The sequence below is a fragment of the Amycolatopsis sp. NPDC004772 genome, from assembly GCF_053601215.1.
Window position 1 is genome coordinate 18,991 of record NZ_JBSGBK010000064.1, and the last position, 24,390, is coordinate 43,380.

23 protein-coding genes are annotated in these 24,390 nt (G+C 72.4%); 11 read left to right on the forward strand and 12 right to left on the reverse strand.

The window, feature by feature from the left end:
* The first annotated feature begins 71 nt into the window (after window positions 1-71).
* The 3 genes from ACWEF6_RS30385 (at window position 72) to ACWEF6_RS30395 (ending at window position 3,162) form a co-directional block, all read left to right on the forward strand.
* Window positions 72-1,283, forward strand: coding sequence for a sensor histidine kinase (locus ACWEF6_RS30385; RefSeq protein WP_449686073.1), 1,212 nt, complete (start codon window positions 72-74; stop codon window positions 1,281-1,283).
* Entirely contained in the window at window positions 1,280-1,945 is a 666-nt protein-coding gene (locus ACWEF6_RS30390; protein ID WP_449686074.1) for a response regulator, read from the forward strand. Before ACWEF6_RS30385 ends, ACWEF6_RS30390 begins: the two co-directional genes overlap by 4 nt.
* A 101-nt stretch (window positions 1,946-2,046) precedes the next feature.
* A complete protein-coding gene (locus tag ACWEF6_RS30395) occupies window positions 2,047-3,162 on the forward strand; it encodes a glycosyltransferase 87 family protein (protein ID WP_449686075.1) in 1,116 nt (371 codons plus the stop codon).
* Here the strand turns inward: ACWEF6_RS30395 and ACWEF6_RS30400 are convergent.
* Window positions 3,152-4,075, reverse strand: coding sequence for an MBL fold metallo-hydrolase (locus ACWEF6_RS30400; RefSeq protein ID WP_449686076.1), 924 nt, complete (start codon window positions 4,073-4,075; stop codon window positions 3,152-3,154). The two genes, ACWEF6_RS30395 and ACWEF6_RS30400, sit on opposite strands and share 11 nt — an antisense overlap.
* 84 nt (window positions 4,076-4,159) lie before the next feature.
* Between ACWEF6_RS30400 and ACWEF6_RS30405 the strand changes: the two genes are divergently transcribed.
* Together ACWEF6_RS30405 and ACWEF6_RS30410 are read left to right on the forward strand one after the other, a co-directional pair.
* Window positions 4,160-5,104 carry a LysR substrate-binding domain-containing protein gene (locus tag ACWEF6_RS30405; RefSeq protein WP_449686077.1) on the forward strand — a complete coding sequence of 315 codons (945 nt, stop codon included), beginning with the start codon at window positions 4,160-4,162 and terminating at the stop codon, window positions 5,102-5,104.
* A gap of 220 nt (window positions 5,105-5,324) precedes the next feature.
* A complete protein-coding gene (locus tag ACWEF6_RS30410) occupies window positions 5,325-5,993 on the forward strand; it encodes a hypothetical protein (protein ID WP_449686078.1) in 669 nt (222 codons plus the stop codon).
* Here ACWEF6_RS30410 and ACWEF6_RS30415 read toward each other — a convergent pair.
* From ACWEF6_RS30415 to ACWEF6_RS30435, 5 genes are all read right to left on the reverse strand, one after another.
* Complete coding sequence (locus ACWEF6_RS30415; protein WP_449686079.1) at window positions 5,969-6,778, reverse strand: serine hydrolase; 810 nt, start codon at window positions 6,776-6,778, stop codon at window positions 5,969-5,971. The genes ACWEF6_RS30410 and ACWEF6_RS30415 overlap by 25 nt on opposite strands.
* Complete coding sequence (locus ACWEF6_RS30420; RefSeq protein WP_449686080.1) at window positions 6,775-7,848, reverse strand: Glu/Leu/Phe/Val dehydrogenase dimerization domain-containing protein; 1,074 nt, start codon at window positions 7,846-7,848, stop codon at window positions 6,775-6,777. The genes ACWEF6_RS30415 and ACWEF6_RS30420 overlap by 4 nt, the downstream gene beginning before the upstream one ends.
* Window positions 7,849-8,042: 194 nt before the next feature.
* Window positions 8,043-9,236, reverse strand: a complete 1,194-nt coding sequence (locus tag ACWEF6_RS30425) for a kynureninase (protein ID WP_449686081.1) — start codon at window positions 9,234-9,236, stop codon at window positions 8,043-8,045.
* On the reverse strand, window positions 9,233-10,027 hold the full coding sequence (locus ACWEF6_RS30430; RefSeq protein ID WP_449686082.1) for a tryptophan 2,3-dioxygenase: 795 nt from the start codon (window positions 10,025-10,027) through the stop codon (window positions 9,233-9,235). Before ACWEF6_RS30430 ends, ACWEF6_RS30425 begins: the two co-directional genes overlap by 4 nt.
* The gene (locus ACWEF6_RS30435) at window positions 10,024-10,839 is read right to left on the reverse strand and encodes a PaaX family transcriptional regulator (RefSeq protein ID WP_449686083.1); all 816 of its coding nucleotides are present in this window, start codon (window positions 10,837-10,839) and stop codon (window positions 10,024-10,026) included. Before ACWEF6_RS30435 ends, ACWEF6_RS30430 begins: the two co-directional genes overlap by 4 nt.
* A gap of 48 nt (window positions 10,840-10,887) precedes the next feature.
* On the opposite strand from ACWEF6_RS30435, the gene ACWEF6_RS30440 reads away from it, so the two are divergent.
* From ACWEF6_RS30440 to ACWEF6_RS30455, 4 genes are read left to right on the forward strand one after another with little or no spacing between them, the layout of a single operon-like run.
* The gene (locus tag ACWEF6_RS30440; protein ID WP_449686084.1) at window positions 10,888-11,640 is read left to right on the forward strand and encodes a creatininase family protein; all 753 of its coding nucleotides are present in this window, start codon (window positions 10,888-10,890) and stop codon (window positions 11,638-11,640) included.
* On the forward strand, window positions 11,633-13,147 hold the full coding sequence (locus tag ACWEF6_RS30445; RefSeq protein WP_449686085.1) for a benzoate-CoA ligase family protein: 1,515 nt from the start codon (window positions 11,633-11,635) through the stop codon (window positions 13,145-13,147). The genes ACWEF6_RS30440 and ACWEF6_RS30445 overlap by 8 nt, the downstream gene beginning before the upstream one ends.
* Window positions 13,144-13,836: an SDR family NAD(P)-dependent oxidoreductase gene (locus ACWEF6_RS30450; protein ID WP_449686086.1), complete on the forward strand. Its 693-nt coding sequence runs from the start codon at window positions 13,144-13,146 to the stop codon at window positions 13,834-13,836. The genes ACWEF6_RS30445 and ACWEF6_RS30450 overlap by 4 nt, the downstream gene beginning before the upstream one ends.
* Complete coding sequence (locus ACWEF6_RS30455; protein WP_449686087.1) at window positions 13,833-14,660, forward strand: enoyl-CoA hydratase family protein; 828 nt, start codon at window positions 13,833-13,835, stop codon at window positions 14,658-14,660. The genes ACWEF6_RS30450 and ACWEF6_RS30455 overlap by 4 nt, the downstream gene beginning before the upstream one ends.
* A gap of 27 nt (window positions 14,661-14,687) precedes the next feature.
* Here the strand turns inward: ACWEF6_RS30455 and ACWEF6_RS30460 are convergent, their stop codons facing one another.
* Genes ACWEF6_RS30460 through ACWEF6_RS30475 form a run of 4 tightly spaced genes read right to left on the reverse strand, consistent with a single transcriptional unit; the run spans window position 14,688 to window position 18,078 of the window.
* Entirely contained in the window at window positions 14,688-15,605 is a 918-nt protein-coding gene (locus ACWEF6_RS30460) for an SMP-30/gluconolactonase/LRE family protein (RefSeq protein ID WP_449686088.1), read from the reverse strand.
* Between the two features lie 9 nt (window positions 15,606-15,614).
* The gene (locus ACWEF6_RS30465) at window positions 15,615-16,271 is read right to left on the reverse strand and encodes a histidine phosphatase family protein (protein ID WP_449686089.1); all 657 of its coding nucleotides are present in this window, start codon (window positions 16,269-16,271) and stop codon (window positions 15,615-15,617) included.
* Window positions 16,271-17,329 (reverse strand): phosphotransferase family protein, encoded by a 1,059-nt coding sequence (locus ACWEF6_RS30470; RefSeq protein WP_449686090.1) that lies wholly within the window; start codon window positions 17,327-17,329, stop codon window positions 16,271-16,273. Before ACWEF6_RS30470 ends, ACWEF6_RS30465 begins: the two co-directional genes overlap by 1 nt.
* Window positions 17,326-18,078 (reverse strand): SDR family oxidoreductase, encoded by a 753-nt coding sequence (locus ACWEF6_RS30475; RefSeq protein WP_449686091.1) that lies wholly within the window; start codon window positions 18,076-18,078, stop codon window positions 17,326-17,328. Before ACWEF6_RS30475 ends, ACWEF6_RS30470 begins: the two co-directional genes overlap by 4 nt.
* A 381-nt stretch (window positions 18,079-18,459) precedes the next feature.
* Between ACWEF6_RS30475 and ACWEF6_RS30480 the strand changes: the two genes are divergently transcribed.
* Window positions 18,460-19,389, forward strand: coding sequence for a hypothetical protein (locus ACWEF6_RS30480; protein ID WP_310971287.1), 930 nt, complete (start codon window positions 18,460-18,462; stop codon window positions 19,387-19,389).
* Between the two features lie 2 nt (window positions 19,390-19,391).
* Here ACWEF6_RS30480 and ACWEF6_RS30485 read toward each other — a convergent pair whose 3' ends face one another.
* Window positions 19,392-22,316 carry a helix-turn-helix transcriptional regulator gene (locus tag ACWEF6_RS30485; protein WP_449686092.1) on the reverse strand — a complete coding sequence of 975 codons (2,925 nt, stop codon included), beginning with the start codon at window positions 22,314-22,316 and terminating at the stop codon, window positions 19,392-19,394.
* A gap of 75 nt (window positions 22,317-22,391) precedes the next feature.
* On the opposite strand from ACWEF6_RS30485, the gene ACWEF6_RS30490 reads away from it, so the two are divergent.
* Window positions 22,392-22,688, forward strand: coding sequence for a nuclear transport factor 2 family protein (locus tag ACWEF6_RS30490; RefSeq protein ID WP_449686093.1), 297 nt, complete (start codon window positions 22,392-22,394; stop codon window positions 22,686-22,688).
* A 45-nt stretch (window positions 22,689-22,733) separates the two neighbouring features.
* Here ACWEF6_RS30490 and ACWEF6_RS30495 read toward each other — a convergent pair whose 3' ends face one another.
* Window positions 22,734-24,368, reverse strand: coding sequence for an acyl-CoA synthetase (locus ACWEF6_RS30495; RefSeq protein WP_449675805.1), 1,635 nt, complete (start codon window positions 24,366-24,368; stop codon window positions 22,734-22,736).
* Window positions 24,369-24,390: the final 22 nt, after the last annotated feature.

Genomic DNA, 24,390 nt, shown 5'->3' on the forward strand with positions numbered 1-24,390 from the left:
GCCACCACGAACGCGGGTTCGTGGTGGCCTTCGGCGTACCCGCGCACGGCGGGCGTCCTAGGGTGGGCCGGGTGCGGTGGGACGAGGCGTGGCGAGTCGTCCGGCACGCCGGTTACGCCGGGGTCCGGCCCGACGTCCGGGCGCGGTCGGCCGGGCTGGCCCGGCTGCGGGCCGTCGCCGTGGTGGGCATCGGCCTCTGGGGCGGGTTCCTGACGAGCCAGACGACGCCGGGGGGAACGGCCGCCCCGCTCGCCTTCGGGCTGGTGGCGGCGACGGTGGTGCCCGCGCTCGTCGCCGTCCGTTCGCCGTTGTGGGCGTGGCGGCTCCTCCTCGTCCTGATCCTGGCCACCCCGGTGGCGTACCCGGCGTTGCCGCGGCTGTGGGGCTGGCCGTGGTCACCGGGCCTGGCGCTGACGGCCGCGCTGGTCTGGTTCCTGGTCGCGGCGGCCCACGCGCAGGCCGTCCTGGTCGTGGTCGGCGTGGTGTCGGCCGCCGCGATGGCCGTCTGGGCCGGCGACTGGCGGGACCTGGCGTTGCTGGTGGCCTTGATGACCGCGCTGCTGCTCGGCGGCAACGCGGTGCGGCAGCGGCGGGTCGCCGAACGGGAAAGCGCCGAACAGCAGCGGCGGCGGGCGGCGGAGGAGACGAGGGCCGCCGTCCTCGAGGAACGCGCGCGCATCGCCCGGGAGCTGCACGACGTGGTCGCCCACCACATGTCCGTGCTCGCGCTGCGCGCCGATTCCGCGCGCTACCGCTTCCCCGGCCTGCCGGACGACCTGCGCACCGAGTTCGCCGAGCTGACCGGGACCGCGCGGGAAGGCATGGTCGAGATGCGCCGGCTGCTCGGCGTGCTGCGGACCGAGAGCACCGCCGGGCCGGTGGCGCCGCAGCCCGGTGTCAGCCGGGTCACCGAGCTGGTGGAGCGGGTGCGTGCGCTCGGGACCGCCTGCACCGTGCGGGTGCACGGTGACTTCGACGCGCTCCCGGCGGGCGTCGCGTTGTCCGCCTACCGGATCGTGCAGGAGGCGCTGAGCAACGCGGTCCGGCACGCGCCGGGGGCGGCGATCGAGCTGGACCTGCGGGTCGGCGCCGGTTCCGTGCACGCGGTGGTGCGCAACGCCCCGGGTGGTCCCGCCCGGGCGGCGGGGACCAGCGGGCACGGGCTGCTCGGCATGCGGGAGCGGACCGCGATGCTCGGTGGCACGCTGGTGGCCGGACCCACCGCCGACGGCGGGTTCGAGGTCGTCGCGGACCTGCCCCTGGACCACGAGGAGGACGTGTGATTTCCGTGCTCGTCGCCGACGACCAGACCATGGTCCGGCAGAGTTTCCGCGCCGTCCTCGACGCCCAGGACGACATCCGGGTGGCGGGCGACGCCGCGGACGGCGTCGAAGCCGTGGCGCGCTGCGCGGAACTCTCCCCGGACGTCGTGCTGATGGACGTCCGGATGCCCGGCATGGACGGGCTGGAAGCGGCCCGCCGCATCCTCGGTTCGAGCGGTGACGTCCGCGTGCTGATGCTGACGACCTTCGACATCGACGAGTACGTCTACGGTGCGCTTCGCGCGGGCGCCAGCGGGTTCCTGCTCAAGGACGCGCCGCTGGACGACCTGGTCGTCGCGGTGCGGGTGGTCGCGGCGGGCAATGCCCTGTTCGCGCCTTCGGTCACGCGCAGGCTCATCGGCGAGTTCGCTGTCCGCGGCCGGTCCGCCGAAACCGGCTCCCCGGGCAGCTCCGGGATCGCGGGCCTGACCGAGCGGGAGACCGAAGTACTCCGCCTGGTCGCGAAAGGACTGTCCAACACGGAGATCGCCGACGCGCTGGTGATCGCCGAGCAGACCGCGAAAACCCATGTCAGCCGGGTGTTCGGCAAGCTCGGCGCGCGCGACCGGGCGCAGGCGGTCGTGGCCGCCTACGAAGCGGGCATCGTGGTGCCCGGCCGGTAGTACCGGGATAGCACCCGGGCCCGGCGGCCCTACCCGGGTACCACCGGAAGACGGCACCCCGGCACGACGACCGGGCGCGCGGCATCGATCATCGTGGCGCCATGGGGATCGAGCGGCGTACAGCGATCGTGGCGTTGACGGTGACGGCGGCCTTCACGCTCGTCGCGGTGCTGTGGTGGGTGCTCGGCCGCCCGCTCGGCGTGGACTCCGCGGTCTACCGCGCCGGCGGGATCGCCGTGCTGCGCGGCGAACCCCTCTACGGGCACCTGTCGGCGTTGCCCGGCTGGGCGCCCGAGCTGCCGTTCACCTACCCGCCGTTCGCGGCGCTGCTCTTCACGCCGTTCGCGGCGCTGCCCGCGCAGTGGTGCTGGGGCCTGGTCGCGATGACCGCGGCACCCGCACTGGTGCTGGCGCTGCGCCCGTACGCACCGGGGGCGGCGGTACTGGCGGCCGCCTTCGCGCTCCAGCCGGTGTGGCAGACCGTCGGGCTGGGCCAGCTCAACCTGGCGCTGATGGCGCTCGTGGTCACCGATGTGCGGCGCCGGCGTGGCTCGGCGGGCGGTGTCCTCATCGGCCTCGCGGCCGCCGTCAAGCTGGTCCCGCTGATCTTCGTCGGGCACCTGCTGCTGACCGGCCGCCGGGCGGACGCGCTCCGCGCTCTCGGCACCTTCGGCGGGGCCACCGCGCTCGGCGCCGTGCTACTGCCCGGCGATTCGGCACGGTACTGGACGTCCGCCCTCTTCAACGACCACTTCGCGCAGATGAAGGGCTGGGTGGGCAACCAGTCGTGGGCCGGGTTCGCGGCGCGGACGCTCCCCGGGCAGGCGTGGCCACTCGCGGTCGCGGTCCTGCTCGTGGTGGGTGCGGCGATCGTCGTCCGATGGCGGCACCGGGCGGGCGACGACGGCGGGGCGTTGCTGGTCACCGCCGGGTGCGGACTGCTGGTGAGCCCGATTTCCTGGACGCACCACTGGGTGTGGATCGCGCCCGCGCTCGGGTACCTGCTCGCCGCCGGCCGGCGGCGGTCCGCGCTGCTCGTCGCGGTGGTGTTCACCGGCTGGACGGTGGCGGTGGTGCCCGGCGGCCAAGGCCGGGAACGGGCCTGGACCACCGGGCAGGCGATCATCGGCAACGCCTACCTCCTGATCGCCGTCGTCGCGGGCGTGGCGCTCGTCGTGACGGCCCTCCGCCGCCGATCGGCCCGGGCTACGGTGTGAACTCGCCGAGGTGGTCCAGGACCACGAACTCGCTGCGCGGGCTCGCCGCCGCCACCGCCGTTCGCAGTGCTTCCAGGCCTCCGGCGTCCTTCACCTGCCCCAGCGGCAGGTCGAAGTCGTCCCAGTGCGTTGCCGCAACCCAGCGTGGATGGCCCACCGTCCGCAGCAGCCTCGGGACGTACTCCCGGACCTTCGCCCCGCCCGGCGGCACCAGCACGACGTCCGGGCGCAGCCCCGCCAGCTCGGACTCGACGTAGTTCGAACCGCCGATGTCCAGCACGCTCGACCCGCCGCCGGACACCAGGTACGCCAGCGTGCCGCCCTCCAGCAGGTCGGAGATCACCCGCGGCCGATCACGGCGGGACAGCGGCCGCGTGCCCGGGAACGCCACCTGCGCCCGGGGTCCCGTCGCCGAATGCAGCGACCGCAGCACCCGGATCGAGTACCCGTCGAACGTCAGGTCTTCGCCGCCGGTCGCGATCGACAGCTGGTCCTCCGGGGCGCCCAACGCGGCCAGGAGACTCAAATGCGTCTCGGTGCCGATGACCGTCGCTCCCGTGCGTTTCGCCAGGTACGGGACGTCGGTCAGGTGGTCGTAGTGGCCGTGCGTCACCAGGATGTGGTCCGCGTGGAGGAAGCCGCGGTCGAGGTAGCCGTCGATCAGCGCGCGGTTCACCGAGAGCGGCGTGCGCGGGTCCGCGCCCGCCGGGGTGTACGTGCCCGTCTTGAACCGGGTCGGCCACGGGTCGATGAGGACCGTCTTGGGTCCGACGCGGATCTCCCAGCCGTTGTTCCCCCACCAGCGCAGGGTCAGGCCGGAAGCCGCGCGGGCCGTGGCCGGGGTGCCCGCCAGGATCGCGGCCGCCGCCGCACCCGCGCCGAACAGCCCGCGCCTGCTCAATCCCTTGTCCATACCGGACACCCGACCACGACCGGGACCGTGCTGTCCAAGATCACGACACCGCCCTGTCGATACGCGAACGGCTATCGTCGCAGCGTGGACCACCTTCGCTCGCTGCGGTACTTCCTCGTCGTCGCCGAAGAACTCCACTTCGGACGGGCTGCCGAACGGCTCGGGATAGCGCAACCGCCGTTGAGCCAGCGCATCCGGCGGCTCGAAGCCGAGCTGGGCGCAAGGCTGTTCGAACGCGGCCGCCGCGTCACCCTCACCGAGGCCGGCGAGGTGCTGCGTACCGAAGCCCGGGACCTGCTCTCCCGGTGGGATCGCCTGACGGCGCTCGTCGCGAAGGCCGAACGCGGGGAGCTGGACAGCCTGCGCGCGGGCGTCCCCCCGCACCTGCCCGGCCGGGTGCTGGCCGCGATCCTGACGAAGTTCGGCGAGCAGTATCCGGCCGTCCGGCTGGACCTGCAGGAACTGACCACCGCCGAACAGGCCCGGCTGCTCGCCGACCGCGCCCTCGACGCCGGCCTCCTGCAACTGCCGGTGGACGCGGCCGGGCTCGACCTCGGCCCGGTCGTCGACACCCCGCTGGGCGTGCTGCTCCCCCGCGACTCGCCACTCGCCCGCCGCACCCGGCTCGCCCTCGCCGACCTGGCCGGGGAAGGCCTGGTCCACGCCCCGCGCGCGGCCGCCCCGGGGAGCTACGACCTGCTGCTGCGCACGTGCTGGGACCACGGCTTCCGCCCGGCCGCCATCCGGCACGCCCGCAACCCCGAATTCGTGCTCGGCCTGGTCCTGGCCGGCCACGGCGTGGCCTTCGAACCCGGCGCCCGCAAGGAGCCGCGGGTGGTGTGGCGGCCGCTCGAAGGCGAGGTGCTGCGAACCCGGATGGCCTTCGCCTGGCCCTCGACCACCCCGCACCCCCAGGCGGCGAAGCTGGCCGAGGTCGCTGCCGAGGTCCTCCGCCACGACGGTGTCTCACGGCTGGTGCCGGAGCCACAGGCCGCCCGGCCGTGGGATGTGTTCTACGAACGCAACTGATCGACCGCGGCCCAGGTTCCACGGCCACGCCTGCCATTATGCCGCCATGGTGAGCTCCCTATCGCGAGAACGACGAATCATCACGTCGAGACCCATCAACGTTCCCAAAGCCGGTTTGCGACGCATGAACACCACTACTCGGAAGGCCCCTCGACGACCCGCGCGACGGACGACTCGAGTCGTAGCCTGCCTGAACAAGTTCGCCGTCTGGGAGGGATGGATGCGGCTTGCGTCATTCGCCGCCGTCGTGACGTTGTGGTTCACTGCCAATAATGCCATGACAGGTCAGCAGCAGGCTCAGACAAGCCAATGGCAAGCGCAGCTTGCAGCACAGAGTCAGGAGGAGACAGCCCTGGCCAACGCCTACGGCCAACTATCATCCGGGAACGCAGTCACGCGGGCCGCCGTGATCCAGAAATTTGCCCACCTCGAGTCCGAGATTCCCGGGGAACGGCAACACATCAACACCCTCGTTCGCAATTACCTCTGGGATGGCCTGCAGCCGAACAGGTGCACGCCGGGCGAGGAGATTCCCGTGGACGTCAAAGCGGCATTCGCGAGTACTTACGACGACTTCAGGATCATCGATTTCAACGACGGTGCCGATTGGGCCACCCTGGATTGCATGAAAAGGACGTCCGCCGACACACTGGAAGTGAAATGGCGAAACATGACCCTGAAAGGCCAGTCCGGCTACGCCGAGGACTACTCGGCCACACTGCATATCAACAAGAACGTGTTGGGATTCGGCAAAACAAGCTTGTTCCTGTCGTGCACCTGCTACGAGCTGAATTATTTCTCAACGAGAGGGGGAGTTGACGCCGTGTTTTTGACAAAGACCGGTCCCGACGCGACAGAACCATATCAGGCGAACCTCGAACGCAGCTGATCGACCGCCGCTCGCGCGGCGGCACCGATTGCGTGGTCGATGTCCGGGCGCCGCAGCGTCTCGGACCCGCCCGTCGTGAACACCGCCAGTGCGTACGCGGTGCCGTCCGGATACGCTGCGACGCCGATTTCGTTGCGGATTCCCGGCATCGTGCCCGTCTTGCCCGCCACCGCGACCTCCGGCGGGAATCCCGCGGTCAGCCGGTGCCAGCTGACCTGTGCGGACATCCACTCGCGGACCGGCGCGGCCACCTCGTCCGCCCAGAGCGCCGCCAGCAGCGCCGTCATCTCGCGCGGTGTGGTCGCGGATGTCCGCAGCGGATCCAGGGCCCGCGGTGGGCGGCCCGCCGCGGTGTCCTCGATGATCGTGCGCAGCACGTCCCGTGGGGCGCCGATCACCGAAGTCCGTGTGAGACCCAGTTCGGCCAGCAGTGACCGGACGTTGTCCACGCCGACGCGGTCGAACAGCAGGTCCGCGGCCGTGTTGTCGGACACCGTCAGCGCCAGCAGGGCCGCGTCGCGCAGGCTGTAGGAAACGTCGTCCGCGAACCCCGCCGATCCGGTGCCGCCCAGGCGGTCCGCCGCGGACGCCTGCACCCGGTCGGCCGGATCCAGCAGCCCGGCCGCGACCTGCCGGGCGAATTCGTACGCCAGGGGCACCTTCACCACCGACGCCAGCACCACCGGCGAGTCGGCGTCCACGCCCACCGCATCGGCGGAACCGAGCCGGCGGGCATGCAGGAAGCCCCGCACGCCCGCCGCTTCGAAGAACCCGGAAAGACTCACACGGTCATGATGGACCGCAGCCGCCCGACCTCCGCCATCCGGCGCTCGGCGAGGCGGTCGGCCGCCGTGGCCGGGGGTACGCCGTCCGTCTCGGCCAGTGCGAACACCGCCTTCGTCGTGTCGAAGATGGCCGTCGTCTTGCGCTTCGCGCGCTCGAAGTCGAAGCCGTGGCGCTCGTCGTCGACCTGGATCACGCCGCCCGCGTTCACCAGGTAGTCCGGGGCGTACAGGACGCCGCGGTCGGCGAGCTGCTTGTCGATGCCCGCGTGGGCGAGCTGGTTGTTCGCCGCGCCGCAGACGATGCGGGCGCCGAGCACCGGCACCGTTTCGTCGTTGAGGACACCGCCCAGCGCACACGGCGCGAAGACGTCCAGCTCGGCGCGCAGCAGGGTGTCCACATCGGACGCCACCTGCACGGACGGGTAGCTCTCGAGCGTGCGGGCGATCGCCGGCGCGTAGACGTCGGTGATCGTCACCTGCGCCCCCGCCTCCACGAGGTGCCCGACGAGGATGTGGCCGACCTTGCCGACCCCCGCGACGCCGACGCGCTTGCCGGCCAGGTCCGGGCTGCCCCAGACGTGCTCGGCCGAGGCCCGCATGCCCTGGAAGACGCCGAACGCGGTGAGCACGGACGAGTCGCCCGCGCCGCCGTCCTCGGGCGAGCGGCCGGTGACGTACCGGCACTCGCGGGCCACGACGTCCATGTCCTGCACGTACGTGCCCACGTCGCACGCCGTGATGTAGCGGCCGCCCAGGGACTGCACGAAACGCCCGTACGCGCGCAGCAGCGCTTCGGACTTGAGCGTTTTCGGGTCGCCGAGGATGACGGCCTTGCCGCCGCCGAGGTCGAGCCCGGCCAGCGCGTTCTTGTACGCCATGCCCTTGGACAGCGCGAGGACGTCGTCGAGCGCGTCGGCTTCGGTGGCGTAAGGGTGGAAGCGCGTCCCGCCCAGGGCGGGGCCGAGCGCGGTGGAGTAGATGCCGATGATGGCCTGGAGGCCGCTGGCCTGGTCGTGGCAGTACACGACCTGTTCGTGCCCGGTGCCCCGGGCGAACACTCCTTCGGTCACGGGTGGTGACTCCTTTGTCATCCGCGCCCGGTTTCGTGGCCGGGACGCGCGTGAGGGTGGCCGGGAACCGGCGCCGGGCGGAGGTCGTCCGCCACTCGGCCGGGTCCCGGCACCAACCTAGATCTTCACCGTCCGCCGGACCAGTGCAGGTCCCGCCATACGGACCGGTAGCACGGGAAACAGGGGCCCCTGACTCAGCCGCGCACCACCGTGGCGAGGGTGCCCATCGCCGTCTCCAGCTGGGTGTCGGAGAGGTACGGCGCGGGGCCGAAGCGCAGGTGGGAGCCGCGGCTGTCGGTGCGGACGCCGTGCGCCGCCAGTGCCGTCTGCAGCCCGGCGGCGTCGGCGCAGCGCAGCGAGAGGAACCCGCCGAGCATCCCGAGCGGCGTTTCGCGGTCGCGGGTGACGACGTCCTCCGGCAACCCGAGCTTGTCGAACACCTCCGCGAGCAGGCCCACCTGGTGCTGGGACACCTCGCGCAGGAACTCCGGGGTGAGCCCGTGCTCGGCGAAGAACCGCTGGACCCGGACGCCGCGGTAGTGACTGACCGGGTCGTAGGTGGCGCCGGCGAACCGGTCGCCGCCGGTGGCGTACGGGACGGCGCTGGGGTGGCGCTCGTCGGCGAGGGCGCCGAACTCGGCGTACCAGCCGGTGATCACCGGCCGCAGCTCCTGGGCGTGCGCGGGCAGCCGCAGGAAGCAGTTGCCCTCGCCGAGCTGCAGGTACTTGTAGCCGCCGCCGAGCACCCAGGCGTTGGTGAGCCCGAGGTCGTGCAGCGGGAACGGGACGACGCCGAGCGCGTGGTAGGCGTCGACGACGAGCTCGATCGACCGGCCGCGGCAGACGTCGGCGAGGTGCGCCAGGCCGGGGACCAGCCTCGCCGTCTCGAACAGCACGGCCGAAACGAGCACGGCGGCGGTGTTGCCGTCGACCTCGCCGGCGACCCGCTCGGCGAGCGTCGTCACCGGCTCGAGCGGCACCCGCACCACCTCGACGCCCTCCTCTTCGAGGCGGGCGAGCTGACGGCGGAGGGTGTGGAACTCGCCGTCGGTGGTGACCAGGCGCGGCCGCCGCGGCAGTTCCATCGCCGAGAGGAAGCGCAGCACCAGGTCGTGGGTGCTCGCGCCGAGCGCGTACTCGCCGTGCGGGTCGCCGAGCAGCAGGCGGAAACCCGCGCGCAGCTGGTCCGCCTTCGCGAAGGCACGCTCCCATTTGCCGTCGGCGTCCCAGGCTGCGTCCGCGAAGGACTCCAGGAGCCCCTCCTCGGCGACGTCCGGCCAGGCCTGGTGCGAGTGCCCGGAGAGCAGGAGGCGGTCGGCCACCGCGAACCGGGTGTAGTGCGCGGCGAGGCTGTTGGCGTCCGCGCGCAGGTCGTCCAAAGTGGTCACAGTCGGCTCCGTACGGCCCAGAGATCCGGGAACATCGGCTGGAAAAGCGTGGTACGCAGGTAAGTCGCGCCGGATGATCCTCCCGTCCCGGTCTTGTCGCCGATGGTGCGTTCGACCATCTTCACGTGCCGGTAGCGCCACTCCTGCATCCCTTCGTCGAGATCCACCAGACATTCGGCGACGACCGAGGGTCCCCCGTCGTCGCTGTACACGTCCAGCAATATCGCCTGCAGGGCCGGGGACGGCTCCACCGGTCGAGTGACGTCTCGGTCACACTCGACCGCGTAGCCAGAAACCTTGAGGTACGCGAGAAAAGAGTCGAACAAGGACGGTCGCGCCATCGCTTCGGCAATGCGTTTCCGCTGCTCGCCGTCCTCGGGGTAGTGCGCGAACACGCGCTCGTCGCGACGGCCGAGCACCGCCTCCAGCTCGCGGAACTGGGCCGACTGGAAGCCGCTCGAAGCGTCCAAACGGGCGCGGAAACTGGTGAACTGGCTGGGCGTCATGGTTTCCAGCACGTCGATCTGCGCGACCGCGACCTTGAGGATGGTCAGGATCCGGCGCAGGGTCCGGATCGCGTGCGCGGTGCTGCCCTTTTCCAGGTTCGCCTGGAGGAAGGCGGCTTCGTGCAGGATCTGCTTGAACCACAGCTCGTACACCTGGTGGATCACGATGAACAGCAGCTCGTCGTGCTCGTCGGAACGCAGGCGCTGCGCGTTCAGCACTTCGTCGAGCCCGAGGTACGAGGTGTAGCTCAGGGCTTCCTGGGTCGCTGGGCTGGGTTCGGTCATCCCTTGGTCACCTCGTCGAAATGGCGCTGAGCGGGCTGCGCGAGCGCGGTGTACAGATCGTGGAACAGCTCGACCGCCGCGGCCCGGCGGTCCGGGGACGGCACCAGGCCGGCGGGCAGTTCCGGGTCGAGCGACGGGAACATGCGGAAGGTGTGCACCAGGCGGGTGCGCACCTCGAAGGCCTCGGCGTCGGAAATCTCCTTCCCCGCGTACCCGCCGAACTGGCCGACGAACGCGGCGTACCGCGCGGCCAGGTCGTCGAGGTCCCAGGCCCGGCCGGCGAACCGGCGAACGTCGAGGGCGGCCGACGGGCGGCCGAGCAGCAGCCCGGCGTGCTCGGTGACGTCGAGTTCGCCGAGCAGGGCGACGACCTCGGCCTCGCGGTCGTGCGGGGCGATCCAGGTGCCGTCGGAGTACGGCCCGAACCCGAGGAACCGCAGCCGCCGGACCAGGCGTTCCCTGGCCTGGCGGCGGCTCTCCGGGATGCTCTGCCACAGCACGGTCCACTCGCCCGCGGCGCGCTCGCGGCGGCCGAGGGAGAAGATCCGCTGGTCGCCGTCGGCGAGCAGGGCGATGGTGCGCCGGGTCAGCGAGTAGTGCACGGTGCGGCCTTCGCGGTGGCGTTGCAGCAGGCCGCGGCGCACCAGGCGGGTGAGCGCGATCCGGGCGGCGCCGTCGGAGAAGCCCAGCTCGGCGAGCACCGCGACCAGGCCGCCCGACCACACCCGGCGGGTCTCGCGCGGGTGCACGTAGCTGCCCAGCAACGTCACGACCAGCTCCTGAGGGCCGGTTTCGAAGGCATCGGCAGTCACGGGCGCAACTCTATACACCTCAGGCCGCTGCGGTGTAGCTTGATTTGCGTGACGTACTTCGCGGACCTCACCTCGCGGCAGGTGGCGGCGCTGCCGGACGCCGACCGCGTGCCGGTGCTGCTGCTGCCGCTGGGCGCGATCGAGCCGCACGGCCCGCACGCGCCGCTGGGCACGGACCCGCTGATCTCGCGCGGGATGTGCGAGCGGGCGGCTTCCCGCCTGGCCGCCGATTCCGAGGTGCACGTCCTGGTCCTGCCCGAAGTCCCCTACGGCGTGACGCGGTTCGCGGCCGGGTTCGCCGGCGGTGTCCACATCGGCGAAGAGACGCTGCACTCGCTGCTCGTGGACATCGGGTCCGCGCTGATCGGCCAGCGGTTCCGGCGGATCCTGCTGGTCAACAACCACTTCGAGCCCGCCCACCTGGTCACCCTGCGGCGCGCGGTGGAGACGCTGAACTTCGCCTACGACGGGCGCACCGCCCTGCTCGACCTGGTCCGGCGGCGGCACGCGGAACGGCTGACCGACGAGTTCCGGTCCGGCGAGTGCCACGCCGGGCGATACGAGACGTCGCTGGTGCTCGCCGACCGGCCCGAGCTGGTGGACCAGGCCTTGATGCGGACGTTGCCGCACGTACCCGTGAGCCTTGCTTCGGCGCCCGAAGACGGCGGCTTCCTCGCCATGGGGATGGCGGACGCCTACTGCGGCCGGCCCGCCGAGGCGACCGCGGAAGAGGGCGCGGAGACCTTCTCGACGTTGACCGACCTGCTGGTGGAAGCGATCCGGGAGCTGGCCCGTGAGTGAGCCGTTCAACCTCGCCACGCACTTCCTCGACCGGCACGTGGCTTCGGGCCGGGGTGGCCGGACCGCGCTGTACGTCGGGGACCGTGCGATCAGCTACGCGGCGCTGGCGGCGCTGGCGAACCGCGTCGGGAACGTGCTGCTCGACGCCGGTGTCCGCCGGGGACAGCGGGTGCTGCTGGCGCTGAGCGACGGCGACGAGTTCGTCGCGGCCTGGTACGGCGCGCAGAAGATCGGCGCGGTCACCGCCGAGGTCTACCCGTTCCTGCAGCCCAAGGACTACGCGTACTACCTCGGCTACACCGAGGCCGTGGTGGTGCTCGCGGACGCCGGCACGCTGCCCGCGCTGCGCGAAGCGGGGGCCCGGAACCTCCTGGTGACCGGCGTCCCCGCGGCGGAGCTGCGCCCCGGTGAACGTCCTTTCCGGACACTCGTCGACGCGGCCCAGGACACCCTCGAAGCGGCACCGACCACTGTGGACGACGTCGGGATCTGGAAGTTCACCACCGGCAGCACCGGCGCGCCCAAGGCGTGCGTGCACCCCTTGCGCAGTCCGCTGGAGAGCTTCGAGCGGTACGCCGTCCAGGTGCTCGGCCTGCGGGAGGACGACAAGGTCCTGGCCGTACCCAAGCTGTTCTTCGGCTACGCGCGTGATCTGGTGGCGCTGTTCCCGTTCGGCGTCGGCGCCGCGGGCATCGCGTTCCCCGAACGCAGCACCGCGGACCTGGTGTTCGAGCTGATCGCCCGCCATCGGCCGACGGTTCTGGTCAACGTGCCGACGATGATGAGCGCGATGGTCGCCCACCCGGCCGCTGCGGAGCAGGACCTGAGCTGCCTGCGGATGGCGACGTCGGCGGGCGAGGCGCTGCCGCCGGAGCTGCACCGCCGGTGGGACGCGGCCTTCGGCGTGCCGGTGGTGGACGGGATCGGGTCGTCCGAGGCGTACCACATCTACCTGTCGAACCGGCCCGGGCGAGCTCGCGCCGGCACGCTGGGCACGGAGGTGCCCGGGTACACCGCGCAGGTCGTCGACGAACTCGGGGAACCGTTGCCGGACGGGGAAATCGGGCCGCTGCGGGTGACCGGGCCGACGATCGCCCTGGAGTACCACGGCGATCCGGAGAAGTCGGCGCGGACGTTCGACGGCGACACGCTCACCTCCGGTGATCTCTTCAGCCGCGATCCGGACGGGTGTTTCCGCCACCACGGCCGCGCGGACGCGCTGCTCAAGGTCGGCGGCGTGTTCGTCGCGCCCGGCGAGGTCGAGGACTGCCTGCTCGGCCACGCCGCCGTGGTCGACTGCGCGGTGGTCGGGCACGCGGTCGACGGCCTGGTCGTCCCGCGCGCATACGTCGTGGTGCGGTCCCCGGTGTCGGCCGACGAGCTCAAGAACCACGCGAAAGCCCACCTGGCCAAGCACAAGTACCCCCGCGAGGTGGTCTTCGTGCCGGAACTCCCCCGCACCGCCAACGGGAAGCTCGACCGGCGCGCCCTGGCGGCCCGCCCGTGAGCCGCCTGGTCGTGGTCACCGGTGGCACCCGCGGCATCGGCGCGGCGATCGCCGACCGGTTCCGGGCGGCCGGGGACACCGTGCTGGCGCCCGGCCGCGCGGACTGCGACGTCACCTCCGAGGAAGCCGTGGCCGAGTACTTCGCTTCGGCGGGCCCGGTGGACGTGCTGGTCAACAACGCCGGCATTTCCTCCAGCGCCCCGGTTTCCCGGACCTCGCTGGCCGACTGGCAGGCGCAGTTCGAGGTGAACGCAACCGGAGCGTTCCTTTGCACGCGCGCGGTGCTGGACGGCATGCGCTCGCGCGACCGCGGCCGGATCGTCACGGTGGCGTCGACGGCTTCGCACGTCGGCTACCGCTACACGGCGGGGTACACGGCGTCGAAGCACGCGGCGGTGGGCTTCATGCGCGCGGTGGCGGCGGAGCTGGCCGGCACCGGCGTGACGGCGAACGCGGTGTGCCCGGCGTTCGTCCGCACCGACATGACAGCGACTTCGGTGGAGCGGATCGTCTCCCGCTCCGGACGGTCCACTTCGGACGCGGAAGCGGCCCTGGCGGCGGCGTCGCCGCTCGGCCGGCTGCTGGAGCCGGCGGAAGTGGCGTTCGCGGTGTCCTTCCTGGCGGCCCCGGAAGCCGTCGCGATCAACGGCCAGACCCTCGTACTCGACGGCGGAGGAATCCAGTCATGAGCCCGTTCCGTGCCACTGCCCCGCTGACTCGCGAGTGGGAGCACTTCGCGTTCGCCGTGTCCGACGGGGTGGCCACGGTGACGTTCACGCGGCCTTCGAAGCTCAACGCGCTGACGTTCGACGTGTACGCGGACCTGCGGGACCTGGTCTCCGAGCTGCCGCAGCACGAGGACGTCCGGGTGCTGGTGATCACGGGCGAAGGCCGCGGGTTCTGCTCGGGCGGCGACGTCGAGGAGATCATCGGCGAGCTGCAGAAGTTCGAAACGGCCGAGCTGCTGGAGTTCACCCGCATGACGGGCGCGGTGGTGAAGGCCCTGCGCGAGTGCCCGATCCCGGTGATCGCGGCGGTGAACGGAGTGGCGGCGGGCGCGGGCTCGGTGATCGCGCTGGCCAGCGACTTCCGGCTGCTGGCGGAGTCGGCGAAGTTCGCGTTCCTGTTCACGAAGGTGGGCTTGGCCGGGGCGGACATGGGATCGGCGTACCTCTTGCCGCGCCTGGTCGGCCTGGGCCGGGCGACGGAGCTGCTGATGCTGGGCGACAAGGTATCGGCGGCGCGGGCTTCGGAGATCGGGCTGGCTTCGCAGGTGGTCCCCGACGCGTCGCTGGCTTCGGAGGCTTCGGCGTTGGCGCGCCGCCTGGCGGACGGGCCGGCGTTGGCGTACGCGACGACGAAGGTGCTGCTGACCCGCGAGCTGGACATGGACCTGGGCAGCGCGATCGAGCTGGAGGCGATCACCCAGGCGCTGCTGATGACGGCGAAGGACCACAAGGAGTTTTACGCGGCCTGGACCGCGGGGCGGGAGCCTCGCTGGACGGGCCGCTGAGCCCGCTCAGGGCGCGCCGCCTCAGCGTCACCCGGCGGCCGGCGTCACCGCGACCGCCGACTCCTCCAACGACCCGAAGTAGAGCTGCCCCTGCCACTCGCGGACGCCCACCAGCATGTGGAACCCGTCGATCTCGCCGCGCAGCTCGCGCACGACGCGGCCATCCGCGGCGACACCCAGGACACCCACCTCACGTCCCGGCGAGGGCTGCAGCGACGCCGGCAACCGGCGGACCCCCGCCCGCAGGAAGGCCGGGAGCCGGCGCACCACGTCCAGCGCCGCCACCTTCGGGGACGCCTGGGTGATCCAGATCAGGCCGTCCGTGCCCGTCGAGATGTTGTCCGGGAAGCCCCACAGGCCGTCGGCGAGGACGTCGGACCGGCCGTCTTCCAGCCACACCCGGGACACGCGGAACGCGCCGGTCTCCGCCACCGCGACGAACGACTCGTCCGGGGCCAGCGCGACGCCGTTGGCGAACTGGAGGCCGTCCAGGAGCAGGTCGATCCTGCCGTCCGGGGTGCGGCGCAGCAGGCGGCCGCCCGCCGTCTGCTCGATCAGGTCGTCGCGCCAGTTGTCGATGCCGAAGCGGCGGGAGGAATCCGTGAAGTAGACCGTCCCGTCGGACGCCACCGCCGCGTTGTTGCAGAACACGAAGTCCAGGCCCAGCGCCGAAGTGGCCAGCACCGAGGGCGAACCGCCCGCCAGCGGGACCACCAGCAGGCCGGCCCGCGCGTCGCAGACCAGCAGCTCGTCTTCGCCGTACAGCTCCAGCCCGAGCGGGCGGCCGCCGGTGTCGGCGACGACGTCGATGCGCCGGCCGTCCGGCGACAGGCGCAGGATCCGGCCGTCGTCGACGCCGGTGTAGATCCGGCCCTCGGCGTCGACCACGACGTCCTCCGGGCCGTGGCCGTTCACCGGGTGCAGCGTGACCTCGCCGAACCGCATCGGTACCTCCTAGCGATAGGTGAGCAACGAGGCCGCGTCCGCCTCGAAGTGCGGGTGCTCGTTGAAGGACAGCATCGTGACGCCGCCGCGGCCGGACACCAGCTTGGTGATCCCGCCGTTGACCGTGACGCGGTTGAGCTTGAGCAGCCCGGCTTCGGGCGTCCCCAGCAGGGCACCGCAGATCGTCGCGATCACGCCGCCGGAGGTGAACACCACCGCGTGCTCCCCCTTGCCCAGCGACGCCACGAGGTCGGCCAGCGCTTCCCGGCACCGCGCGAGGAACGCCGGCCAGGTCTCGGCGCACGGGCCGTCGGCACCGGCCGACGTCCACGCCGTCAGGGCCGCGTCCAGGACACCCTGGTAGGCCCGCGAATCCTCCTGCGGCGCCCCGCCGGCGTGGTGCAGCGCGATGTCGACGTGGTCGTACTCGTTCCAGCGCGGGTCCTCGGCCACCGGGACGTCGCTGCCGAGCACCTTCAGCGCCGTCGCCGCGGTGTCCCGCTGCCGGGCCAGCGAGCCGGACCGGACCTGGCTGAAGACCACCCCGCGCCGCAGCAGCTCCGCGCCGACCACAGTGGACTGTTCGAAGCCGCGCGGGGACAGCGCGTCGTAGTCCGCCGCGCCGAAGGACGCCTGTCCGTGGCGGACCAGGTAGATCGCGCCCACTACACGCTCCCCTTCGCGATGATCTCGCGGCAGCGCCAGTCGAGGTAGTTGACGAACTGCCAGAAGTCCTTGAACGCCGGGTTGCGGGTGGCGCCGTCACTGAAGCGGCGGTACAGCTGCTGCAGCACCGCGGCGAGCCGGAACAGGCCGTAGACCTCGTAGAACCGCCAGTCGCCGATCGCCAGCCCGGTCTTCTCGGCGTAGCGCGCGACGAACTCCTCGCGGGTGAACATGCCGGGCAGGTGGGTCGGCTGGCGGCGGCTCGTGTGCATGACGCCGTCGTCGCCGGCCTGGACCCAGTAGGCCAGCATGCTGCCCAGCTCCATCAGCGGGTCGCCGAGGGTGGCCATCTCCCAGTCGAGGACGCCGGTGATGGTGAGCGTCGCCGGGCCGTCCAAGACCAGGTTGTCGAGCCGGTAGTCGTTGTGGATCAAGCAGATCTTGACCTCGCCGGGCTGGTTCGCGGCCAGCCACGCGCGCACCTCGGCGAAGTCGCCGACGTTGTCCGTGCGCGCCGCCACGTACCGCTCCGACCAGCCGCGGATCTGCCGCTCGACGTACCCGGCGCCCTTGCCGAGGTCGGCCAGGCCGGCCTTCTCGACATCGACGGCGTGCAGGTCGACCAGCCGGTCGACGACCTTGCCGGACAGCTCGCGTGCCTGCTCCGGCGTCAGCGTCATCCCCGGCGGCAGGTCGCCGCGCAGGATCAGGCCGTCCAGCTTCTCCATGACGTAGAAGTCGCCGCCGAGCACGGCCGGGTCGTCGCCGAACGCCACCATCCGCGGCACGTACGGGAACACCGGCTTCAGCGCGTGCTGGACGCGGTACTCGCGCCGCATATCGTGCGCGGACGCCGCTTTGTGCCCGGCGGGCGGGCGGCGCAGGATCAGCTCACGGTCCGGGTACGTCAGCAGGTAGGTCAGGTTGGACGCGCCGCCGGGGAACTGCCGGACGTGCGGCGGCTCGTCGCCGAGGCCCTCGACCTTCGCGCTCAGCCAGGCGTGCACCGCGCCCGCGTCGAAGGCGTCCTCCGCGCGGACCTCGACCGGGGCGTTCACGAGAACTTCCGCAGCAGCGCGGCCGGCACCACGCGCATGACGACGCTCAGCGGCACCCACGGCCACGCCGGGACGTAGGCCCGGGCGCGCTCGGCCTCGATCGCCTTGGCCAGCGCGCGGGCGCCGGTGCCGGCCTTGGCCAGCAACGGGTTCCGGCCGATCCGGTCGTTCATCTCCGATTCGATGTAGCCGGGCCGCACGTCGGTGACGGCGATGCCCTGGCGCTTCAGCTCGATCCGGGTGCCGTCGACGAACGCCGAGATCCCGGCCTTCGACGCGGCGTACGCGGTCAGCTTGCCCGGGAACGGGCGAAGGGCGCTGAACGAGGAGATGACGGCGAGGTGGCCGGCGCCCTGCTCACGGAAGATCCCCGCGGCGGCCTCGATCTGGGCGGCAGCCGCGACGAAGTTGACCTCGAGGGTCTGGCGGTTGGCGTCGAACCGGCCGGTGCCGACCCGCTGCCCCTTCCCGAGCCCGGCGTTCACAATCACCCGGTCGAGGGACCCGAGGTCGGCCCGGAACTCCTCGAAGACGGCGAACACGCGGTCGTGGTCGGTGACGTCGAGGGTGCGCGTGACGACCTTGATCCCCGGGTGCGCCGCGGTCAGCTCGGCGGTCAGCTTCTCGAGCCGTTCGGTGCGCCGGGCGCACAGCGCGAGGTTGCGCCCCTTCGCCGCGAACTGGCGGGCCATGCCTTCGCCCAGCCCGCTGCTCGCGCCGGTGATGAGGATGTTCTGCCGGAGGACCATGAGGGGAGCCTACCCGCTGGTAACAAGACCGGTGGCCCGGCGCTGGGGGCGTCGCCGGGCCACCGGTCATCGCGCGGTCACCTCGGCCGGTCGCACAACTCGGCCGGGTGAACCGGAGCCGGAACCGCTCGCGCGGCCGGTCACACCTGCGCCCGGGTGGGCCGTGAGGGGGAGGCGGTGCCACCGGCGCAGGCAAGTCATACAAGCGCGTCGGCCCAGGCCGGGGCAATGGTTCACAGTTGCCAGTACTAGCCCGTTCGCCCGAGTGGCGGCCCCGGCGGCACGGCCGAAGAGGGGGGCGGAGACCGCGTGGAAAACTGCTAACGTGCTCCGTGTCGGGGATCGTCGGGGGACGGCATGGGGCGGGTCGGGATTTCAGCGATGGCGGGCAGCACGGTGGGTGACGGCCAGGAGAACGGGCGCACCGAATTCGCCATCCGGCTGCGCGCGGCCATCGCCACCAGCGGCCTCTCGCTCGACCGGATCCAGGCGCGGCTGCGGGCCCGCGGTGTCGTCGTCAGCGTGACAGCCCTCAGTTATTGGCAATCGGGCAAAAGACAGCCGGAGCGGCAGAGCTCGCTTTCGGCGGTGCGCACGCTGGAAGAAATCCTCGACGTCCCCGCCGGTTCCCTGCTCGGGCTGCTGCCCCCGCCCCGCCCGCGCGGCGGCGCTGGCAAGCGCCAGGCCGGCGGCGAGCCGTTGTCGTTCCCGCGTGAGGTGTTGCAGCCGCTGTTGGAGAAGGTGGGCGCGCCGCACGCGCTCGACCGCCAGCAGCCGCTGAAGATGGTCGGCCTGCACGACCTGTGCGAGATCGCCGAGGACGGCGGCCAGCGCGCGGTGACGGCCCGCGCGGTGTTCCAGTCGGCCGCGGACGGCCAGGACCGCTGGCTGCTGGTGTACACCCAGGACGACCCGGCGGCGGGCGTCCCGGAGCTGCACGCGGTGCGCAACTGCCGGATCGGCCGCGCGGAGATCGACGAGGCCCACGGCCTCCTCGTCACCGAACTCCTCTTCGACCAGCCGATCAACCGCGGCGAGACCCACCTGATCGAGTACACGCTGACCAACAGCGGCCCGCCGTACCCCGAGTGCCGCAACACGCACTACCGCGAGTTCCGCCGCCCGGTGCGGGAGTACTTGCTGGAGGTCCGCTTCGCGCGGGGAACGGCACCGGAGCGTTGCTGGCAGTATTCGCGCAACGGAGCGGACGGAACGTTGGCACGGCGGGCGTTGAAGCTGGACGGGGCGGACGGCGTGCACGCGGTGACGTTCGACTTCGGGCCGGGGGTCTTCGGCATCGACTGGGACTGACTTCAGCCCAGGCGAGCCGCCGCGAGGGTGGCCAGTTCGGTGCGGTTCGCGATCCCCAGCTTCGCGTAGACGTGGGCCAGGTGCGTCTTCACCGTGCCGCGGCTCATGAACAGCCGCGCCCCGATCTCCGGGTTGGTGCACCCCTCCGCCGCCAGCTTCACCACCTCGAGCTCCGTCGGCGTCAGACTTCCCCAGCCGCTCGACGGGCGGCCGCGCGAGCCCCGGGTCCGGCGGACGAACGCGACCACGTCGTCGAGGGCCATCGGCGGTTCGGAGGTCGCCAGCTCCGCCTGCTCGAACGGACGCCGCGGAACGCCCAGTTCGGCCCGGGCCTGCGAAGCCGACACGGACACCCGCGCGGCGTCGGCCTCCCGGCCACTGCGCGCGAACAACGCCGTCAGCGCGTCCAGGCTCGCCAGGACCCCCAGCCGGAGGCCGTGGTCGAGGCGGAGGCTCAGCGCTTCGTAGTGCAGTTCGGCTGCCTGCGCCGGCTCCGCCAGGTGCCCCTGCTCGTCCAGGGCGTCCGCCAACGGCGACGGCAGCGACCAGCGCCGAGCGAGCTCGACGGCGGTGTCCAGGACCTCCGCGGCCTCGTCGAGCCGGCCGAGCCGACGCAGAAGCGCCCCGCGTTCCGGCAGCCCCTGCGCAGCCATGTACGTCCCGGGCACGGCCTCGCGCTCGAACCAGCGCAACGCCTCTTCGCACTCGCCCCGCCGCCAATGCAGCTGCCCCAGCACATTCGCCATCCCCGGCACGAAGACGTCGCCCGCCGTTTCGAGCAGCCGCAGGAACGGCTCCATCACCCGGAACCCGGCGTCGACGTCACCGGCCGCGCAGTGCACCTGCGCCAAGCGGCACAACGTCGTGTTGGCGCGGTGGAAGTCCCTCAGCGGTGCGGCGACGTCGACGGCTTGCAGCGCAAGCGAACGCGCCCTCGGCAGGTCCGCCGCCGCCAGCGCGCTCGCCGACTGCACACTGAGGACGGTCGAGGCGAGCCCGCGGTCGCCGCGCCGGAGGAGCCCCTGAGCCGCCTCGGCGAGCAGGGGCGCCGCATCGTCGTGGCGGTCCCGGATGGTCCGGATGATTCCGCGCAGCATCAACGCACTGTCCCGCGCGAAACCGTCGGCCTCCTGGCCGGCTTCGACGGCGAGGTCCCAGGCGGTGTCCAAGTCCGTGTACAGGTGACCGAGCGCCGTCAGGGCGAGGCACCGCGCGCGCAGGTCCGCTTCGCCGAGCTCGGTGGCCAGGTCCAGGCCCTGCCGGGCCGCTTCGACGTCGAACGGCGCGGTCGTGTCCGCCACCAGGCCTATTCCGGTCAGCAGCCGGGCCTGCACCGGCGTCCGGTCGTCCGGGCAGCGGGCCACCGCGCGCCTGAGGTACGCCAGGCCCTCGTGGCCGCGGCCGTGCAGGTTCCACAGCCACGCGACGGCGGCCGCGAGCCGGCGGCCCCGCGCGGGATCTTCCTGCGCCAGACCCCATTCCAGCGCCGCGCGCAGGTTGTCGCGCTCGGGCTCCACCCGGGCCCGCCAGGCGTCCTTGTCGCGGTCGAGGTCGGGCTCGGCGGCTTCGGCCAGGGCCAGGTAGTGGTCGAGGTGGCGGTCGCGGACGGCGTCGGTCTCCCCCGCCTCGGCCAGCCGGGCGGCCGCGTACTCGCGGAGCGTTTCCAGCAGCCGGTAGCGGCCGTCTTCGGCCAGGACCAAGGACTTGTCGACGAGCCGGCCGAGCGCGGGCAGCACCGCCGGGCCGCCCGCCGCGGCCAAGGTGAACCCGCCGGCGAACACCGCGAGCCGCCGGAACACCGCCCGGTCCTGCGCGTCGAGCTGGTCGTGGCTCCACGCGATCGAGCCCTCGAGGGTCCGCTGCCGCGCCGGCACCCCGCGCGGGCCACGCGTCAGCAAAGCGAACCGGTCGTCGAGGCCGGCGTCGATCTGGTGCGGGGTCAGCGTTCCCAGCCACGCGGCAGCCAGTTCGACGGCCAGGGGGATGCCGTCGAGCCGGGTGCAGATCGAGCGGACGGCGGCCGCGCTGGAGGCGTCCAGGGTGAACAGCGGCCGGACCGCGCCCGCGCGCTCGACGAACAGCGCGGCGGCGTCCTCGACGGCCAGCGGCGGCACCCGCCACACCGTCTCCCCCGGCACGTCCAGCGGCTCCCGGCTGGTCGTCAGCACCGCGACCTCGGGGCAGGACCGCAGCAGCTCGACCGCGACCTCGGCGGCGCCGTCGAGGACGTGCTCGCAGTTGTCGAGGCAGAGCAGCACCCGCCGGTCGCGCAGGTGCGTCGCGACCGAGCGGGCCGCGCCGACCTGGGGTTCCACCGGCACGCCGAGCGTCGCGGCGACCCGCTCGGCGACGTCGGTGACGGCGTCGAGCTCCACCCACCAGACACCGTCGGGCCACTCGCCCCCGGCCGCGACCTGGGCGGCCAGCCGCGTCTTGCCGCTGCCACCGGGGCCGGAGAGGGTCACCAGGCGCGTGCCGGCGAGCAGCCGCCGGACTTCGGCGACCTCGGTGTCGCGGCCGACGAAGCCGGTCAGCTGCACCGGGAGGTTGTTGGGGACGGCGTCGAGCGAGCGCAGCGGCCCGGGTGTCCCGCCGAGCTCGAAGACGCGCTCGGGCGCGATGAGGTCCGGCAGGCGGTGGACGCCGAGGTCGTGCAGCGGCACGGCGTCCCCGAGACCCGCCGCGGCGCGGGCCGACACGAGGATGCGGCCCTCGTCCGCCAGCGCGCGTAGCTGTTCGCAGCGGCGGACGGCCGGGCCGGTGGGCGTGCCGTCGTCGCGGATCAGCACGTCGCCGGTGTGCACCGCCGCCGGGCCGCCGGTCAGCGCCGCGAGCGCCTCGGCCGGGGTCGTGAAGACGGCGGGGGCGGCGTCGCCGGCGCAGAGGATCGTGACCGTGCCCGCCGGGAGGAGTTTCGTCGCAGTCATGACCCGGCCAGTCTGCCAGCGGATCTCGGCCAGGTGGCCGATGTTGCGCACGGGCGCGCCTGCGACCTTCGGATCGTGGAGACGTTCGAGGAACTGCTGGCCCGCTGGCGGGACGCCGACGCGGACGGCGACACCGAGGCCTTGGCGCCGCTGCTCGCCGACGGCTTCCGCGGCGACGGCCCGGCCGGGCGCGTGCTCGGCAAGGCGGGGTGGCCCGGCCGCGTCCCCGCGGGCGCGTTCCGCTGGACGCGCCTGCAGGTGACGCCGTCGGTCGGCGTTGCGACCGGGCACCGCGACGGCGTCGCCTGCACGGTGGTCGCCGAGCGCCGGGACGGGCGCTGGCGGGTCGTCAACGTGCAGCGTGGGTCATGACCGCTTTGCGGGGGTCCGGGTGGCGAAGCCCCCGGCCCTCGGTTGTTACTGCAGCTTGGTGCGGAGGACCTTTCCGGTGGCGTTGCGGGGCAGCTCGTCCAGGAACTCGACGTCCCGCGGCACCTTGTAGCGGGCCAGGTTCGCCTTGACGTAGTCGCGGATCTCGTCGGCGTCCAGCGACGCGCCTTCGGCTCGCACGACGAACGCCTTCAGCCGCTGCCCGAACTCCGGGTCCTCGACGCCGATCACCGCCGCCTCGATCACGTCCTCGCGCTCGACCAGCAGGTTCTCCACCTCGATCGGGAACACGTTCTCGCCGCCGGAGACGATCATTTCGTCGTCGCGGCCGTCGATGAACAGCAGGCCGTCCTCGTCGAAGTGGCCGACGTCGCCGCTGGAGAGCAGGCCGTCGATGATCTCCTTGTGGCGGCCGTCGGTGTAGCCGCCGAAGCTGAGCCCGCTGCCGACGAACACGCGGCCGGTCACGTGCGGCTCGGTGATCCGGACGCCCTTTTCGTCGTACAGCGCCACCTTGCAGCCCACCGGCGCGCGGCCGACCGTGCCCGGGGCCTTCGCCCAGTCCTCCGGCGTCGCGACCGTGGCCACCGCGACCTCGGTCGAGCCGTACAGGTTGTGCACGACCGGGCCGAACGCCTCGTTCGCGCGGTTGCCCAGGTCCGGCGAGAGCGCCGAGCCGGCGACGAAGATGATCCGCAGCGCGGACGTGTCGTACTTCTGCCGGACGTCCTTGGGCAGGTCGACGATGCGCTGCAGCATGGTCGGCACCAGCACGAGGGCGGTGCACTTGTGCTCGGCGACGCCGCGCAGCGCCTCCTCGGGGTTGAACTTGCGGCGCATGACGACCTTCGAGCCGAGCGCGAAGGACAGGATGAACTGCGAGAGGCCGGTGCCGTGGAACAGCGGCGCGCCCATGTAGGTGGCCTCGTTGGACCGCAGCGGGATCCGGTCGAGGAACTGCGCCGACGCCAGCGCGGAGGTGTGCGGCCGCGGCGCGCCCTTCGGCGTGCCGGTGGTGCCGCTGGTCAGCAGCACGAACCCGCCCGGCTTGGCCGGCGCGGGCCACGGCCGGTCGTCGGTGCTGGCGATGATCTCGTCGAGCACCGGGACGGTCCGGTCGGTCAGGTCCGAGCCCGGGTCGACCCAGGCGAGGTAGCGGTCGACCCCGTCGGGGATCGCGTCAAGCAGGCCGGTGAACTCCTGGTCGTAGACGAGCGCCGTGACGCCTTCGCGCTGGGCGACGTCGGCCAGCTGCGGCTTCGCGAACCCGGTGTTCATCAGCAGCAGGCGGACGCCGAGCTTGCCCGACGCGGCCATCGTGATGACCAGGCCGCGGTGGTCGCGGCAGAGGGCGGCGACGACCTGGCCGGGCCGGATGCCGCGCTCGGACCAGGCCCTGGCCAGGGCGTTCGACTGGTCGTCGAGCTGCTTGTAGGTGAGCGGGCCGAGCTCGTCGACGATGCCGACGGCGGCCGGGTCGCGGCGGGCGGAGATGTGGTTGGCGCCGGCGAACGGGCCGAACTTCCGCAACGCGACCAGCGAACGGACGCCTTCGTCGACCCTGGGGAAGGGGACCAGGCCCGCCCGCCGCATCACGTCGACGCTGCGCACCGTCTCGGTCACCTTGTCCGCCACCGTGGTGGCGAGCGCGACCAGGCTCATCCAGGCACCTCCGTTGCTGCGG

Excerpts from the sequence above, each read along its gene's own strand:
- ACWEF6_RS30395 (WP_449686075.1), top strand. The coding sequence starts at position 2,047 with ATGGGGATCGAGCGGCGTACAGCGATCGTGGCGTTGACGGTGACGGCG.
- ACWEF6_RS30400 (WP_449686076.1), bottom strand. The coding sequence starts at position 4,075 with ATGGACAAGGGATTGAGCAGGCGCGGGCTGTTCGGCGCGGGTGCGGCG.
- ACWEF6_RS30410 (WP_449686078.1), top strand. The coding sequence starts at position 5,325 with ATGCGGCTTGCGTCATTCGCCGCCGTCGTGACGTTGTGGTTCACTGCC.
- ACWEF6_RS30430 (WP_449686082.1), bottom strand. The coding sequence starts at position 10,027 with ATGACCGAACCCAGCCCAGCGACCCAGGAAGCCCTGAGCTACACCTCG.
- ACWEF6_RS30455 (WP_449686087.1), top strand. The coding sequence starts at position 13,833 with ATGAGCCCGTTCCGTGCCACTGCCCCGCTGACTCGCGAGTGGGAGCAC.
- ACWEF6_RS30460 (WP_449686088.1), bottom strand. The coding sequence starts at position 15,605 with ATGCGGTTCGGCGAGGTCACGCTGCACCCGGTGAACGGCCACGGCCCG.
- ACWEF6_RS30475 (WP_449686091.1), bottom strand. The coding sequence starts at position 18,078 with ATGGTCCTCCGGCAGAACATCCTCATCACCGGCGCGAGCAGCGGGCTG.
- ACWEF6_RS30480 (WP_310971287.1), top strand. The coding sequence starts at position 18,460 with ATGGCGGGCAGCACGGTGGGTGACGGCCAGGAGAACGGGCGCACCGAA.
- ACWEF6_RS30485 (WP_449686092.1), bottom strand. The coding sequence starts at position 22,316 with ATGACTGCGACGAAACTCCTCCCGGCGGGCACGGTCACGATCCTCTGC.
- ACWEF6_RS30495 (WP_449675805.1), bottom strand. The coding sequence starts at position 24,368 with ATGAGCCTGGTCGCGCTCGCCACCACGGTGGCGGACAAGGTGACCGAG.